The organism is Paractinoplanes aksuensis (genome assembly GCF_024137025.1).
In the GTDB taxonomy this organism is placed as follows: Bacteria; Actinomycetota; Actinomycetes; order Mycobacteriales; family Micromonosporaceae; genus Actinoplanes; species Actinoplanes aksuensis.
The window spans coordinates 34,061-48,738 of the sequence record NZ_JAMYJR010000064.1 but is presented as its reverse complement, the minus strand read 5'-3'; the positions used below and the strand labels follow the sequence as shown (position 1 = coordinate 48,738).

10 protein-coding genes are annotated in these 14,678 nt (G+C 71.3%); 4 read left to right on the top strand and 6 right to left on the bottom strand.

What is annotated here, in order from left to right; translation table 11 throughout:
• Positions 1-123: 123 nt before the first annotated feature.
• The 6 genes from M1L60_RS45130 to M1L60_RS45105 are packed head-to-tail and all read right to left on the bottom strand — an operon-like array spanning position 124 to position 7,225.
• Positions 124-2,079, bottom strand: a complete 1,956-nt coding sequence (locus M1L60_RS45130; RefSeq protein ID WP_253243781.1) for a hypothetical protein — start codon at positions 2,077-2,079, stop codon at positions 124-126.
• Positions 2,009-3,154, bottom strand: coding sequence for a glycoside hydrolase family 130 protein (locus M1L60_RS45125; RefSeq protein WP_253243780.1), 1,146 nt, complete (start codon positions 3,152-3,154; stop codon positions 2,009-2,011). Before M1L60_RS45125 ends, M1L60_RS45130 begins: the two co-directional genes overlap by 71 nt.
• 1 nt (position 3,155) lies before the next feature.
• A complete protein-coding gene (locus tag M1L60_RS45120) occupies positions 3,156-3,986 on the bottom strand; it encodes a carbohydrate ABC transporter permease (RefSeq protein ID WP_253243779.1) in 831 nt (276 codons plus the stop codon).
• A gap of 1 nt (position 3,987) precedes the next feature.
• Positions 3,988-4,905 (bottom strand): carbohydrate ABC transporter permease, encoded by a 918-nt coding sequence (locus M1L60_RS45115; protein WP_253243778.1) that lies wholly within the window; start codon positions 4,903-4,905, stop codon positions 3,988-3,990.
• A complete protein-coding gene (locus M1L60_RS45110) occupies positions 4,902-6,191 on the bottom strand; it encodes an ABC transporter substrate-binding protein (RefSeq protein WP_253243777.1) in 1,290 nt (429 codons plus the stop codon). Before M1L60_RS45110 ends, M1L60_RS45115 begins: the two co-directional genes overlap by 4 nt.
• Positions 6,188-7,225, bottom strand: coding sequence for a LacI family DNA-binding transcriptional regulator (locus tag M1L60_RS45105; protein WP_253243776.1), 1,038 nt, complete (start codon positions 7,223-7,225; stop codon positions 6,188-6,190). The genes M1L60_RS45110 and M1L60_RS45105 overlap by 4 nt, the downstream gene beginning before the upstream one ends.
• Positions 7,226-7,481: 256 nt before the next feature.
• Between M1L60_RS45105 and M1L60_RS47635 the strand changes: the two genes are divergently transcribed.
• From M1L60_RS47635 to M1L60_RS45075, 4 genes are all read left to right on the top strand, one after another.
• Complete coding sequence (locus M1L60_RS47635; RefSeq protein WP_274622936.1) at positions 7,482-10,115, top strand: ATP-binding protein; 2,634 nt, start codon at positions 7,482-7,484, stop codon at positions 10,113-10,115.
• Positions 10,116-10,261: 146 nt separating this feature from the next.
• Positions 10,262-11,266: a helix-turn-helix domain-containing protein gene (locus tag M1L60_RS45085; RefSeq protein WP_253243775.1), complete on the top strand. Its 1,005-nt coding sequence runs from the start codon at positions 10,262-10,264 to the stop codon at positions 11,264-11,266.
• A 165-nt stretch (positions 11,267-11,431) separates the two neighbouring features.
• A complete protein-coding gene (locus M1L60_RS47485) occupies positions 11,432-13,810 on the top strand; it encodes a carbohydrate-binding protein (RefSeq protein WP_256518704.1) in 2,379 nt (792 codons plus the stop codon).
• Positions 13,811-13,819: 9 nt separating this feature from the next.
• A complete protein-coding gene (locus M1L60_RS45075) occupies positions 13,820-14,476 on the top strand; it encodes a GntR family transcriptional regulator (RefSeq protein WP_253243774.1) in 657 nt (218 codons plus the stop codon).
• The last annotated feature ends 202 nt before the right edge of the window (positions 14,477-14,678 follow it).

The window sequence follows — 14,678 nt, the reverse complement described above, 5'->3', positions numbered from 1 at the left end:
CGCCCAACGCCATCCAGCGATCAAGAAGACCAACGTCAAGACCCCAAAACGACGAAACCGATGTTAAACGCGAAGCTGAGACCGGGCCGCGCACAGCCCGAAAGCTGCGCGCGGCCCAGTGACCTAGCGGCGGGCGATCGTGAAGCCGCCGGGCAACACCAGCGCGCGGGAACCCGTGGTGCGGGCGCGGCGAACGCCGGTGGCGTCGTACGACTCGATGGTGGCCGGGCCGTCGACGGTGACGGTCTGGGGTGTGCGGGCGGCGCTGCGCAACACCGTCGTCGTGTGACCGCCGCCGCCGATGGTGTAGCGGGACACCAGCGGTTCGAGGATGACCGCGTCCACCACGGCCTCTCCCCCGGCGGCCGTGGCCACCAGTTCGGTGCGGCCGGACGGCAGTTCGCTCGCCAGCGTGACCGGCAGCAACGCCCCGGGCGCCGGCGAGTTCCCCTGCGCGCCGACGTCTCCGTGCCGCACGTCGCCCAACGGCCGCCCCGACGAAGTCCACCGGGTGACGGCCGCACTGCCGGGTCGTAGGTCCACCACCGGCAGCACCAGCTGGGGTTGGGCCGTGGCCGGCACCGTGAAGCGGGCGGTCGCCCCGGCCGGCATCCGCACGTATTTGTCCCCGCTGTACTGCGATTCCCCCGTCCACGGTGACGGTGGCGTCACCACGGCGGCCCCGCCGGCCAGCCTCGCCGACTCGGCCTCGACGGTGGTCGAGCCGACCCGGGCCACGATGTTGCCCTGCCGAGCCTGGGCCGCCACGTCGGGCTGGGCGTCCAGCACCAGCATGCTGAGCAGGCCGTGAATCGTGGACTCGGCCCCCGCGTTCCGGTTGACCGTGCCGTCGGCCGCGATGCCGTCGACCGTACGACCGGTGGCCGGGTCGTAGGCGGCCGCGCCCGCCGCGTTGGCCCCGAAATACCAGGCGGCCACGATGCCGGCCAGCTGCCGGAAACCGGTGCGGCCGGTCGCCCCGGCCACCGCGATCAACGACTGGATGCGGGAGTCCACCCCGTACGCGATCTGGTTCTTGTCGATCCGCGCGGGCAGCCGGCCGTTGTCGGGGCCGCCCGAGGTGAGCAGCCACGGCGTGAACACGGCCGAATCGGTGACCGCCGGTCGTACGAAATGCTCGGACCCCAGCACCTGACCGGCTCGGGCCAATGCGGCCGGCATCTGTGAAGCCCACGCGTGCCAGTCGGACCGGGACAACGCCCACGGCAGCACCGCACCGAACGGCCATTCGCGGGCCGAGCCGTCCGACAAGGCCGCGATGCCCTCCGACAGTTGCCGCAGCACGCGCCGCGCGCTCGAAGGGCCGCCGGCCGACACGTACGCGGCCAGGCCCAGCACGGCCTCGGCGCTGGCGTCCGCGCCGTCCACCACCAGCCAGGCGGGCACCCGGACGCCGTCGATGATCTGCCATCGGCCGTACTCGGAAAGGTCGAGCGCCCCGAGGGCCAGATCGAGCCGCTCCTTGAGGAACGTCGCGAACCCCTTGTCGGCGGTGCGGAACGCCGCGTAACCCTCCCCCAGCGCCCAGATGGCCCGGGCCAGCCAGTACGACGGCCCGCTGTCGGACGGGTCGGGCAGCTCGACCGGCTCGGGGCTCACGTTGAACGTGCCGTCCGGCTGCATCCACAGCACGAAATAGCCGGACGACAACGTCTGGAAGTACGTCAGCCCGCGCAGCAACTCGTAGGCCGCGGTCCGGCTGGCCGCCGACCCCGTCTGCTTCCAGTGGCGGATGTAGACCACGGCCGCTCGCGCGATGTCGTCCGAGTTGAAGGCGCCCTGCCCGTACGTGTCGGTGGCCGCGTCGTACGGGCCGCCGCCGATCCGGCGGTAGGTGCCGTCCGCGTTCGGTTCGGCGTACGTCCACAGCACGCCGAGGCCGCTCGACGATCGATAGGTGGTGTGGCCGGCCTGCGCGGGCGGCGTCACCGAGTCGCGCAGGAAGTCGAGATGGGCCGTGTTGGTCAGCCGGGACGTCGCGGCGGAACTAGGAGTCGAGCTGAGCAGGGGCGCTGTCAGGGCTAGTCCGCTGCCCAGCAACACGGATCGGCGCTTCATGGCTGGCTCCTTCGGGAGAGGACGGGACGCGGTCGAGACGGGCTACGCCGATCTTGCTGTCGGCCATGCCGTAGAAGACGTAGTGCACGCCGTCGACCTCTTCGATGGCGGTCGGGAAGACGACGTTGGGCACGGTCCCGGACTGCTCGTCGGCCGTCTCCGGGACGAAGATCGCCTCGCTCGTCCGGTCGAGCACGTGGCTCGGGTCGGCCGGGTCCAGGATCATCGCCCCGGCCGCGTACGTGACCCGCTGGTTGGTCGGGTCGAAGCCGGGCGGGATGTAGCCGGTGACCCCGTGATGCAGAAGCAGCCAGCCCTCGGGCACCCGCAGCGGCGGCGGCCCAGCCCCGATCTTCAAGGCCTCGTACTCAAACGAAGGGAGGGCGACGCACCGGTGGTTGCGCGGCCGCACCAGAGCGCTCAGGTCGGCCTGCACCTCGTCGACCGGCACGTACGAGATCCAGATCCCGGCCCGCTCGTCGGTGATCCCGGCCGGCAGGTGCACACCCTCGCCGGGCCGGAACCAGCCCAGGTCCCACATCGGCCGGTGGATCATCGCGTAGCTCGGCCGCCCGTCCGGGTCGGGCACCGGCTCGGGGAAGAACACCGCGTCCTTGTTCGGGAACAGGTTCAGGTCGGTGTCGAGGTCGGGCTGGTAAGTGAACTGGACCGGCCCCAGCCGCGTCCAGTGCTCCAGATCCTCGCTGACGGCCAGGGCCAGCCGCGGCCCGAGCGGACCGTAGGCCACGTACGTCATGAGGTGCCGGCCCAGGCTGGGCACCCACGTCGTCCGGGGGTCCTCGACGCCGGCGTTGTTGAGCCCACGCTCCCAGCCCTCGTCGGGCGAGAGCACGATGCCCCGGCGTTCGACCCCCACCGGTACGCCGCCCTCGAGCTTCACTTCGGCCAGGCCGACCCGCGACACGTTGCCCGTGGCCACCAGGCGCGGCAGCAGGAACAGACGGCCGTCGGGCGTACGCCCGCTGGCGGGGTTGAGAACCCCCTCGGCCTCGAGGGGATCGCCGGTCTCGGGCGCCATCACGACGCCCATCCGGGTCAGGGTGTACGGAACCATGTCAGCCTTTCACGCCGGAACCGATGTCGGAGGAGATGAACTGCCGCTGGAACGCGATGAACAGCGCCACCGCAGGGGCGGCCAGCACACAGGCGCCGGCCAGGATCGCGCCGAACGGGTTGGCCGCCCGCGCGGACACGTTGCTGATGTAGTTGGCCAGCGAGACCGCCAGCGGTTGCAGGTCCGCGTCCTTGGTGACCAGGAACGGCCACAGGAACTCGTTCCACGGCCCGATGAACGTGAGCAGCACCGCGGTCAGCAGGGCCGGTCGCACCAGCGGCAGCGCGACCGACCACAGGATCCGCACCTCGCCCGCGCCGTCGAGCCGCGCGGCCGCGAACAGGTCGTCCGGCAGTTGCAGGAAGAACTGGCGGAACACGAAAACCGCTGTCGTGTTGATGGCGAACGGCAGGATCATGCCGAGGTAGTTGTCGGCCAGCCCGTAGCCGCGCACGATCAGCACGTAGAGGGGGATCAGCAGCAGTTGGAACGGGATCACCTGCACCAGCAGCACGAGCGCGAACAGCACGCCCCGGCCCCGCCACTGCAGCCGGGCCAGCGCGTAGCCGGCCACCGTGCCGAAGACGACCGTCCCCAGCAGCACGCCACCGGTGAAGATGCCCGAGTTGACCAGCGAGCCGAGCAGGTCGACCCGCTCGTTGATGTCCTTGTAGTTGTCGAGGGTCAGCCCCGAGGTCGGGAACGCGCCCTTGACCGAGGTGTCGGGCGACGACTGCAGGGAGCCGATCAGCATGTAATAGAACGGGAACAGGAAGATCAGTGCGCCCAGGAACAAGAGGAAATAGCGCACCACATTGGGCCAGCGCCTCATGTCAGTCCCGCCCTTCGATGAACCGGCGGTTGATGTACGCGACGACCAGCGTGCCGAGCACCAGGATCACGCCCAGCGCGGCCGCGAAGTCGGGCTCGCCCTGCTGGATGCCGCGCTGATACATGATCAGGACGGGCGAGGCCGAGGCCCCGTTCGGGCCGCCGCCCCCGGTCAGCAGGTAGGGCTCGGTGAACAGGTTGGCCCCGGTGATCAGGGCCAGGATCACCACGAGGGCCGTCGACGACCGCACCGCGGGCACGGTCACCGACCAGAATTTCTGCCAGCCGTTGGCCCCGTCGACCGAGGCCTGCTCGTACAGCGCGTTGGGCACGTTCTGCAGCGCGGCCAGGTAGAGCAGGATGAAGAAGCCGAGCTGCTTCCAGGTCACGAAGAACGCGATGACCGGCATCGCCCAGCCCTCGTTGACCAGCCACGACGGGTCGGGCGCGAGCGGGCCGAGCAGCGAGTTGACCAGGCCGCCCGAGTTGAACAGGAACAGCCACACGCCGACCACGGCCACGCTGGCCGTCACGTACGGGACATAGAAGGAGACCCGCAGGAACGTACGGGCATGGACCACCCGGTTCAGCGCGACCGCCAGCACGAGGGCGAGCCCGGTCGTGAGCGGCACGTTGATGACCAGGAAGATCACGATGTTCTTGAACGCCTGGCCGACCGCGGGGTCGGTCAGCGCCGCCTTGTAGTTGTCGAGCCCGACGAACGGGTGGTCGACGACGGCGCCGGGCGCGGCGAAGAAGTAGTCGTGGAAGCTCATCCACACCGAGAACCCGAACGGGTAGGCGAAGATGACCGCGAGATAGACGGCGTACGGGGCGGCCAGGATCATGCCCACCGGGTGGCGGCCGAGGAGGCCCGCCGCCCGGTTGCGCTTGGTGGCCGCGGGAGCGGCCGTGGTCACGACCCGCTGGCCAGCTGGTCGACCTTCTCGGCGGCGCCGGTGAACGCGTCGGCCACCGGTGTCTTACCGAAGATCACCGATTCCGAGTACGCGTCCCGGAACGCCTGCCAGATGGCCACGGAGTTGGGCACGTTGGGCACCTCGACCGTGCGCGCGGCCTGCTCGGCGAAGGGCGTGTAGGCCGCGTTCTTGCTGAAGTAGTCGGGGTACGCGGTCTGCAGGTCCTTGCGCAGCGGCATCTGACCGGTCGCGTCGAGCAGCTTGCCGTCCTGCTCCTGGCTGGTGGCGAACTTGATGACCTCCCAGGCGGTGGCGCGGTTCTGGCAGGCGCTGTACATGGCCACGTTCTTGGCGTCGCTGAACGTCTTGATCTGGTCGGCCGGCTTGCCGGTGCTGGTCGGGACGGGCACCGTGCCCCACTTCACCTTGTCGCCGTAGACCTTGATCGCCCACGGGCCGACGATGGCCATGGCTGCCTTCTTGTCGGCGAACGAGTCGCCGTTGTACATCTCCTTGGGGGCCAGGCCCTCGTCGTACAGGGTCTTCCAGAAGCCGGCCACGGCCTGCCCCTGCGGGGTGTTGAACTGGGCCTTGTTGTCCTTCACGAGCTGGTTGCCGTCGGTCTCGGCGGCGAACAGCGGGTAGAAGTCGAACCAGGACTGGAAGAACTCGCTGGAAGGCGCCGGGTAGATCGCGGCCTGCGCCGCCCCGGATGACTTGATCTTGCGGGCGGCGGTGAGGAATTCGTCGTACGTGGCCAGGGCGGGCTTCTCCGGGTCGAGCCCCGCCTTGGCGAAGATGTCCTTGTTGTAGATGATCCGGACCGGGTTGGACTTCCACGGCAGCTGGTAGAACTTGCCGTCCGGCGACTTGTACTGCTCGGCCGTGTCGCCCGTGCGGTCGGCGATGTACTGCGCGCCACCGTCGAACGAGTCGAGGGCGACCAGGCCGCCCTGCTTCTGGAACTGCGGGATGGCGGCCGGCGCGGTGTTCCAGATCAGGCAGGGCGCGTTGCCGGCGGTGATGGCGGCCCCGATGACCTCTTCCGAGCTCTTGCCGGCCGGGATCTCCTGGGCGGTGATCTTCTGGTCGGCGTGCTGGCCGTTCCACGACTCGACCATGGCCTTGCCCCAGGCCAGTTCCTCCTGGTTGTTCGAGAGCCAGATGGTGATCGGGCCGGTGGCGGCGTTGGCCTGGTCGGCGTCCCCGCCCCCGCCGCTGCCGTCGCACCCGGCGACGACAGCGAGGGAAAGGGCGAGAAGCGCGGCCGGGAGGGTGCGTTTCATGGTGTCTCCGTTCGAACTCCAGGGGGTGGGGGCGCGGTGGACGCCCGGATCACAAGCTGAGCGGCGGGCACGGGAACGTCGTCCACCGTGCGTCCGTCGATGAGGTCGAGAAGGGCTTCGGAAGCTTTCCGGCCCCACAGGTACGGGTCGGTGCGGACGCTGGTCAGAGGTGGTGTCACGTATGCCGCAAGATCGGTGTTGTCAAACCCGGTGACCGACAGCTCGGCCGGCACGGCCACGCCGAGCTCGACCGCCACGGACAGCCCGGCGATGGCCATGAGGTCGTTGGAATAGACGATCGCGGTCACCCCGGTCGCCAGCACCTCACGGGTGGCCGCCGCTCCCCCGGCCGCCGAGAAGTCGGCCTCGACGACCGGGCCGGCGGGCAGCCCGGCCTCGGCCAGCGCCTCCTCGAAGGCCCGGCGGCGGCGGGAGCCGTGCAGGAAGTGGGCCGGGCCGGCGATGTGGGCGATGTGGCGATGACCGAGCTCGGCCAGGTGGCGCACGGCGGCCGCGATGCCGGGCCGGTCGTCGACCAGCACGGCCGGGAACTCGCTGGGCCCGTCGGGCCGCGCGATCGAGACGGCGGGCAGACCCAGCTCTTCCAGCAGCGCGATCCGCGGGTCGTCGACGCGCAGGTCGAGCAGGAACACCCCGTCGACCCGCCCGGTGCCGGCCAGCCGCCGGTAGCCCGCCTCCTCTTCGGACTCGGGCACCACCTGCAGCACCAGGGCCTGCCCGCGGTCGGAGAGCGTGCGTTCGACGCCGGCGATGAAGGCCGGGAAGAAGGGGTCGGCGCCGAGCAGTTCGGGCTCGCGGGCGAGCACCAGGCCGACGGCGAACGAGCGCGAGACCGACAGCGCGCGGGCCTTCGTGCTCGGCGTCCAGCCCAGCTCCAGCGCCGCGGTCAGGATTCGCTCGCGCGTGTCCTCCGAGACCCCGGGCCGCCCGTTCAGTGCGAACGAGACGGTGCCCTTGGAGACCCCGGCGGCGCGGGCGACGTCGCGGATCGTCGGCCTGTCTGCCCTGGTCATGACCCCTCTTCGGATTTACTAAACCGGTTTGAATCGAAACATAGACCGGTTTCCCGGATCGCACAATCGGAGGACGCCATTCAGCCGAACGGCTGTCCTGACATGTCCGAACAGATGATGATCACGCCCTACCATTCGACAGCAGGGCAGTGCGTTTCCAGTGCCCCGGGCCGCCGGCGTTGATTCTGCATACGGTTCTGCCTGGCTGTTGTTCCTGCTGAACGGTTGTCTGGGCTCCTGGGGACAGGAGGACTCGATGATCGTTGGAAGGGACGGCGAGCTTCGCCTGATGGACCGGATGCTGGACGACGTGGTGGCCGGGCGGGGCACCTCGTTGCTGATCCGGGGCTTCGCGGGGGTGGGCAAGTCGGCGCTGTTGCGGACTTTGCGGGGCCGGGCCGAGGACCGTGGCTTCCGAGTGCTGGCGGCATCCGGGGTCGAGGACGAGCGGGAGTTCCCGTTCGCCGCGCTGCAACGGCTGCTGGGCGCATCCGCCGGTGACGGAGACGTCTACCGGGCCGGGCTGGCCCTGTTCGCGCGGCTGACCGAGGCGGCCGCCCGCCGGCCGCTGCTGGTGCTGGTGGATGACCTGCCGTGGGTCGACCGGCCCAGCCGGGACGTGCTGGCGTTCGCCGCCCGCCGGACCCGCAGCCACGCCGTGCTGATCGCGGGCGCGGCCCGCAGCGAGCACGCGGGCTACGAATGGCCCGAGGACGGCGACCACACCGACCTGCACCTCGGGCCGCTCGACGCGGCGGCGTCGGCCGCGCTGATCGAGGCCGAGGCGCCCGACCTGCCGGCGTCGGCCCGGTCGCTGCTGGCCGACCGGGCCGCCGGCAACCCGCTGGCCCTGATCGAACTGCCCAAGGTGGCCCGGACCAGCGCCGGCCTCGTCGACGACCTGCCGCTCACCCACCGCCTGGCCGACGCGTTCGCGGCCCGCACCGACCTGATCGGCCCGGCCGGCCGGAGCCTGCTGCTGGCCCTGGCGGCCGAACCCGGCGCCCGGCTCGGCCTGCTGCTCACGGTCACCGGCACGCTGACCGGCTCGGCCTCGGTCACCGAGGCGCTGCAGGAGGCCCTGGACGCCGGTCTGGTCGTCGCGTCCGGCACCGGCCTGCGGTTCCGCCACCCGCTGATGCGGGCCGCGGTCTATTCGCGGGCCGCCGTGGCCGACCGCCTGGCCACCCACCACGCGTTCGCGGTCGCCCTGGCCGGGACGCCCGAGCGGGAACTGATGCACCGGGCCAAGGCGGCCTTCGGGCCCGACGACACGCTCGCGGCCCAGCTCGAGGCCGTCGCCGACGCAGCCGTGGGCGAAGGCCGGCCGGCCGCGGCGATCGCGCCGCTGCGCCAGGCCGCGGCGCTGCACGGCTCGGCCCGCCGGCGTACCGCCGCGCTGATCCGGGCGGCCCAGCTGTCGGCCGAGATCGGCGACCGGCCGCAGGCCCTGGCCCTGCTCGACCAGGCCGACCTCGACCTGGCCGGACCGATGGAACGGGCCCGGCTGATGCTGATCGACGCCGGCCCGGCCTTCGCCGTCGGCGACCTGGTGCGGGCCGCGGAAACCGCCCGCCAGGACGGCGCCCCCGACGTCGCCGACGGTCTGCTCTGGACGGCCGGCGCCCGCTGCGCCTTCCAGGAACCCGACCAGCAGGCCCGGGCCGACCTGATCCGGTGGGCGCCGCCCTCCGACGACCCGGTCGCGCTGTCGGTGCGGGCGTTCGCCGAGCCCTACCGGTACGGGGTGGACCTGCTCGACCGGCTCGGCCCGACTGCTGCGGGCGACGGCCGGACCGCGCACTACCTGGGCGCGGCGGCGATGGTCCTGGGCGACTTCTCGAACAGCGCGCGGCTGCTCAGCCACGCGGCCGGTGTCTGGCGGCGGCAAGGGCGGCTGTTCATGCTGGCCCGGGCCCTCACCAGCGCCGGGCCGCGGATGTGGCTGGGCGAGCTCGACCGGGCCCGGGCCGAGGCCGACGAGGGCCGGGCCCTGGCGGTCGACACCGGCGAGCGGATCGTCTGGCTCAACCTGACCGCCAAGGCCGCGGTGGCCGCGGCCACCGTGGGCGACCTGACGGCCGCCCACGACCTGGTGCGCGAGCTGCGGGGTGCGGGCTTGTTCCCGCGTACGACGTTCGCCACCGTCCGGGCCCAGCAGGCCGAGGGGCTTCTGGCGCTCTTCGACGGGCGGCCCGACGAGGCGTACGCGTTGCTGCGGCGGGTCTTCCTGCCGGGCGACCGCCACTACCACTCGGTGAGTCGCTGGCAGGTCGCGGCCGACCTCGCCGACGCCGCCGTGGCCGCCGACGCGGTCGAACCGGCGCGAGCGCTGCTGAGCGAACTGCCGTCGCTGGCCCGCCGGTTGCCGTCGGAGATGATGCTGTCGGCGCTCACCTACACCGAGGCGGTGCTGGCCGACGACGGGGATGCCGAGCAGCGGTACCTGACGTCGCTGGCCGCGCTGCCGACGGCGGCCGTGCTGCTGCGGGCCCGGCTGCACCTGCACCACGGTCGGTGGCTGCGCCGCCGGCGCCGCTACGTGGACGCGCGCGAACCGCTGCGGATCGCCCGCGACGAGTTCGAACATTGCGGCGCGGCGCCGTGGGCCGAGGCCGCGCGCGAGCAGCTGCGGGCGAGCGGTGCCGCCACGAGCCGGCGGCCGGTGGCCACCGAAAGCCTGTCGGCCCAGGAACTGCAGGTCGCGGTGCTGGCCGCGCAGGGCTTGAGCAACCGCGAGATCGGGCAGCGCCTGTTCATCTCGCCGCGGACGGTCAGCTCCCACCTGTACCGGGTGTTCCCACGGCTGGGCGTGACCAGCCGCGGCCAACTGGCGACGGCCCTGGCCGCGGCCGCCCCGCCCCTCGAACAGGTCCCGGCAATGCGGTGAGCCGGCGGCGGTCGCTCCGTCCTTCGAGCAGATGCCGGCGATGCGGTAGCCGGCCGCCGTGCGACGATGTGACCAGCCTGTTCCGGTCACGGCGGCGGCGGAGCCAGGCGTGTTCCCGGTACGCCCGCCGACGGGCGGGCGGTGCGATGAGCCAGGACGCGTTCGGCGCCACGCTGCGCCGGGCCCGCCAGGACGCCGGCCTGACCATCGCCGAGCTGGCCGCGGCTTCGGGCATCAGCCCGCGGGCCATCAGCGACATGGAGCGGGGGCACAGCCGCGCGCCCCGGCGTAGCACCGTGGCTGCGCTGGCTGCGGTGCTGCCGACGTGGCAGTCGCAGCCGGAACAGGATGTCGGCGGCTTCGCCGGGCGTGATGGGGAACTAGCGCGATTGCGCGGTGTGGCCGGTGACGCGCCGGTGATGGTGATCTGCGGGACGGCCGGCGTGGGCAAGACCGCCCTGGCCCTTGCTTTTGCGGGCGCGCCCCTGATTCTGCCGTTCCGCTCGTCCATGGCTGAACCTGCCGATCCAGTGCCTTCGGCGCTGCCGGCCCTGGGCGTGCCGGCGGCCGAGGTACCGAGCGGGGCCGAGGATCGGGCTGCGCTCTTCCGGGCCCGGCTGGAACGGCGGACCGGCGTGACGATCCTCGACGACGTGGCGAACGAGGCCCAGATCCGGCCGCTGCTCCCGGCATCCGGCCCCAGCTTCACGATCGTCACCAGCCGGCGCCTTCTCACCGGCCTGGAGGGCGTCCACCGCCTGCACCTGAACGCCCTGCCCCCACCCGAGGCGGTCGCCGCCCTGACCGCAATGCTCCCCGGCGGCTTCCCCGAAGCCGAGATCGCCGAAGCCGCCCGCGAATGCCACGGCGTCCCCCTCCTCCTGCGCGCCGCCGCCGACCGGTTGACCGCACAGACCGAGCGGGCGCCGGGGCAGTTGGCGGCGGAGGCGCTCGGCCCTTCCTATGCCAGGCTCTCCCCCAGCGCCGCTCAGGTGTTCCTCTCGCTCACGTCGGTGATCACTTCTCGGCCCGACGCCGAGGACGCGCTCGACGAGCTGGTCGAGACGAGCTTCCTCGAGGTCGCCGCCGACGGAAGCCACCACCTGCCGCCCCTCTCACGCCTCTTCCAGGCCCAGCTGCTCGCCGGCTGACGGCCACCCACCGCCCCCGCTCGGGCGGCCGGCGGCCTGCGTGCGCTCGCCGATCCAGTTGATCTTCGATATGTGGCTTGGCGACTGATTGACCGAACGCGATCTTGACCGCTAGCGTGCCTCCGCAATCGGTAATTGATAATCGATAGGCGATTGGATGTGGGGATGCGCCACCGACCTTCCCGACTTTTTGCCCTTTCCGCTCTTGTCAGCCTGACCGTGCCCCTGGCCATGACCCCGGCCGAGGCCGCCGCCGCCAAGGCCACCACCTACCACGTCGCCACCACCGGATCGGACACCGCGCCCGGCTCTGCCACCGCCCCCTTCCGGACCATCCAGAAGTGCGCCGACAAGGCCGTCCCCGGCGACACCTGCCGGATCGCAGCCGGCGTCTATCGCGAGCGGGTCACCCCCAAGCGCGACGGCACCGCCAAGGCCCGCATCACGTACGCCGCCGCCCCGAACGCCCAGGTCATCGTCGACGGCACCGACCCGGTCACCGGGTGGCAGCAGGTCACCGGGTCCGACCTCGAAGCCCTCTCCGGGCAGGACCAGTTCATGACCGGCTCCCCCTTCGCGAAGGGCGTGCGGGACGGCCGTATCTACCGCGCCGATGTCACCCTCGACCCCGACCTCCCCGGGAACCAGGTCTTCGTCGACGGTTCGCTCACCCCGCAGGCCCAGTGGCCGCACCCCGGCGACAACCCGATGCGCCCGCTGATGGCGTCGGCCCGCTCCGGCACCTACACGAGCATCGACGACCCCGCCCTGGACCAGCCCGCCGGCTACTGGACCGGGGCCCGCCTGCTGGCCCGCAACTGGTTCGTCAGCGAGACGGGCACGGTCACCGCGTCGCAGCCGGGCCAGGTCACCGCGGCCGCCCTGCCCAGCTGCATCAGCCTGAACCCCAACCAGCGCACCAGCTACGCCCTGTCCGGCAAATTGCGCCTGTTGGGCCACCCCGGCCAGTGGTTCTATGACGAGACCGCGCACCGCCTCTACCTGTGGACCCGCGACGGCGACAGCCCGGCCGGCCACACCGTCGAGGCCAAGCAGCGCGAGCTCGGCCTCGACCTGACCGGCCGGTCGTACATCGCGGTCAGCGGCCTCGGTCTGCGGGCCACCTCGCTGCGGACCGCGGCCGGTTCGACCAACAACATCGTCGAGCGGACCGTCGCCCGGTACGTCTCGTCCTACGACAACCTCGAGCGCGACCCGAACATGGTGCGCGACCCGGACGCTTGTGGCCTGCTCACGGCCGGTGAGACCACCTCGGGTCTGCAGCTCGGCGGTACCGGCAACGTGCTGCGGGACAGCTCGGTCGAGTGGAGCGCCGGCAACGGCGTCGTGCTCACCGGCACCGGCAACACGGTCGCCGGCACCACGCTATCGAATATCGATTACATGGGTAGCTACGCGGCCGGGATCAACATCATCGGCTCGGGCCACAAGGTCTTGCGCAACACGGTCACGACCACCGGGCGCAGCGGCATCAACATCGACGACAAGGTGGCCGGGGCCAAGGCGCCGGGACACGAGATCGCGTACAACGACATCTCCAGCTACAACCACCTGGTCAACGACGGTGGCGCTGTCTACATCTGCTGCAACATCGACATGGCCGGCACGACCGTGCACCACAACCTGATGCACGACCCGGCACCGCTGGCCGCCCAGGCACCCGCGCCCGGCGTGTACCTGGACAACAACGCGTTCAACGCCACCGTCCACAACAACGTGGCCTGGAACGGCACGAGCTACGGCGTCGTGCTGCTCAACGGCGACCAGCCCGCGCCCGGCAACAAGATCTGGAACAACACGTCGGGCACCGACCGCAAGTCGGTCAGCCTCAACGGGCCGAGCTATCCGGACACCGAGATCGCCAACAACATCGGCGACGTCGACACCAAGCCCGGCGCGACCGTGCGCAACAACCTCGCGTACGCCGTGGATCCGCTCTTCACCGAGCCGCGGACGCAGGACTATTCGGTGCGTGCCGAGTCGCCGGCCCGCAACGCCGCGGTGGTGCGCAAGCCGGCCACCGACGGCTACCGGGACCGGCAGCCGACGGCCGGGGCATATCAGTACGGGGCCCCGAAGTGGTCGGCCGGTGCCCCGCTGGCGGCGACAAAAGTGCAGGCCGAGCGGTACGCGGCCGACAGTGGCGTCGCCCGGCACGCGGCGGGCACCGGCCAGGTGCTGGGCAGCTTCGACGGCGGCGACTGGGCGCGTTACGACGCTGTGGATTTCGGCGCCGGCCGTACGGTGTTCACCGCTAGCATCGGCGCCGACCGCCAATACGCCGGCCGTACGTTCGAGATCCGTCTCGACGCGCTGACCGGCCCGGTGATCGGGCGCCACACGGTGCTGCCCAGCGACGGCTTCGACGACTACATCGCGCAGTCCACGCCCATCACGCCCACGACGGGCGTGCACAGCGTGTTTCTGATCGCCCTGGGCTCGTCGCCGGGGGTGGCGAACATCGACCACTTCGCGTTCACCGCGCCGGCACCCGCTCCGCTATCGTTTAGCGATAAACGATAGGAGCGGTCCTTGTCCATCCCCTACGAGAGCGCCGACAACGGCTCGCTGTCGCGCACGCTGCTCTCCGACCAGGCGTACGACCTGGTGCGGCGCTCGATCCTCGAGGGCACGCTCCAGCCCGGCGCCCGCATCGTCGAGTCGGAGATGGCCCGTCAGCTCGGGGTCAGTCAGGCCCCGGTCCGCGAGGCCGTGAAACGCCTCGTGCACGAGGGTCTGGTGGTCTCCGTGGCGCGGCGGGGCAGCTACGTGCGCCAGATCTCGGAGGACGAGGCCGCCGATGCCCGTGAGGTGCGTGGCCTGCTCGAAGAGGCGGCCGCCCGGGACGCGGTGCTGCACTTCACGGGGGCCGACCGGGTCATCCTCGAGACCTTCGTCGGCCTGATGCAGGAGTCGGCCGCGATCCTCGACCTGGCCGGCTTCCGGCAGGCCGACATGGCCTTCCACCGGGCCGTGGTGCTGATGAGCGGCAACAGCTACCTGCCCCGCCTGTGGGATGTCATGGAGCCCAGCCTGATGAGCCTGCGGATAGTCGGCGACCCGGGCTTCAAGGGCGACTGGAACGAGATGGCCGTGTCCCACCAGCGCCTGATCGAGGTGCTGGCCGACGGCAACCGAGGTCGGGCGGCCGCCGCCTTCCTCAACCACGCCACCGGTATCGAGGCTTAAGACCCGAAGATCACTGCCGTCGCCGCCCTGCGCGGCGGCGGCCCTTCAGGCTGCCCGACGACGGCCGGCGGGCCTCGGAAAAAGGCCGCTGACCTGCGGCGCAGCCGGCCGGTCACTCGTCCGTAACACGCTATTGACACCGTCTTTCGCGACGGTGATGATCGCCTCTATCGCTAATCGATAGTCGATTGGACCCGGAAAG

Excerpts from the sequence above, each read along its gene's own strand:
- M1L60_RS45130 (WP_253243781.1), bottom strand. The coding sequence starts at position 2,079 with ATGAAGCGCCGATCCGTGTTGCTGGGCAGCGGACTAGCCCTGACAGCG.
- M1L60_RS45125 (WP_253243780.1), bottom strand. The coding sequence starts at position 3,154 with ATGGTTCCGTACACCCTGACCCGGATGGGCGTCGTGATGGCGCCCGAG.
- M1L60_RS45120 (WP_253243779.1), bottom strand. The coding sequence starts at position 3,986 with ATGAGGCGCTGGCCCAATGTGGTGCGCTATTTCCTCTTGTTCCTGGGC.
- M1L60_RS45110 (WP_253243777.1), bottom strand. The coding sequence starts at position 6,191 with ATGAAACGCACCCTCCCGGCCGCGCTTCTCGCCCTTTCCCTCGCTGTC.
- M1L60_RS45105 (WP_253243776.1), bottom strand. The coding sequence starts at position 7,225 with ATGACCAGGGCAGACAGGCCGACGATCCGCGACGTCGCCCGCGCCGCC.
- M1L60_RS47635 (WP_274622936.1), top strand. The coding sequence starts at position 7,482 with ATGATCGTTGGAAGGGACGGCGAGCTTCGCCTGATGGACCGGATGCTG.
- M1L60_RS45085 (WP_253243775.1), top strand. The coding sequence starts at position 10,262 with ATGAGCCAGGACGCGTTCGGCGCCACGCTGCGCCGGGCCCGCCAGGAC.
- M1L60_RS47485 (WP_256518704.1), top strand. The coding sequence starts at position 11,432 with ATGCGCCACCGACCTTCCCGACTTTTTGCCCTTTCCGCTCTTGTCAGC.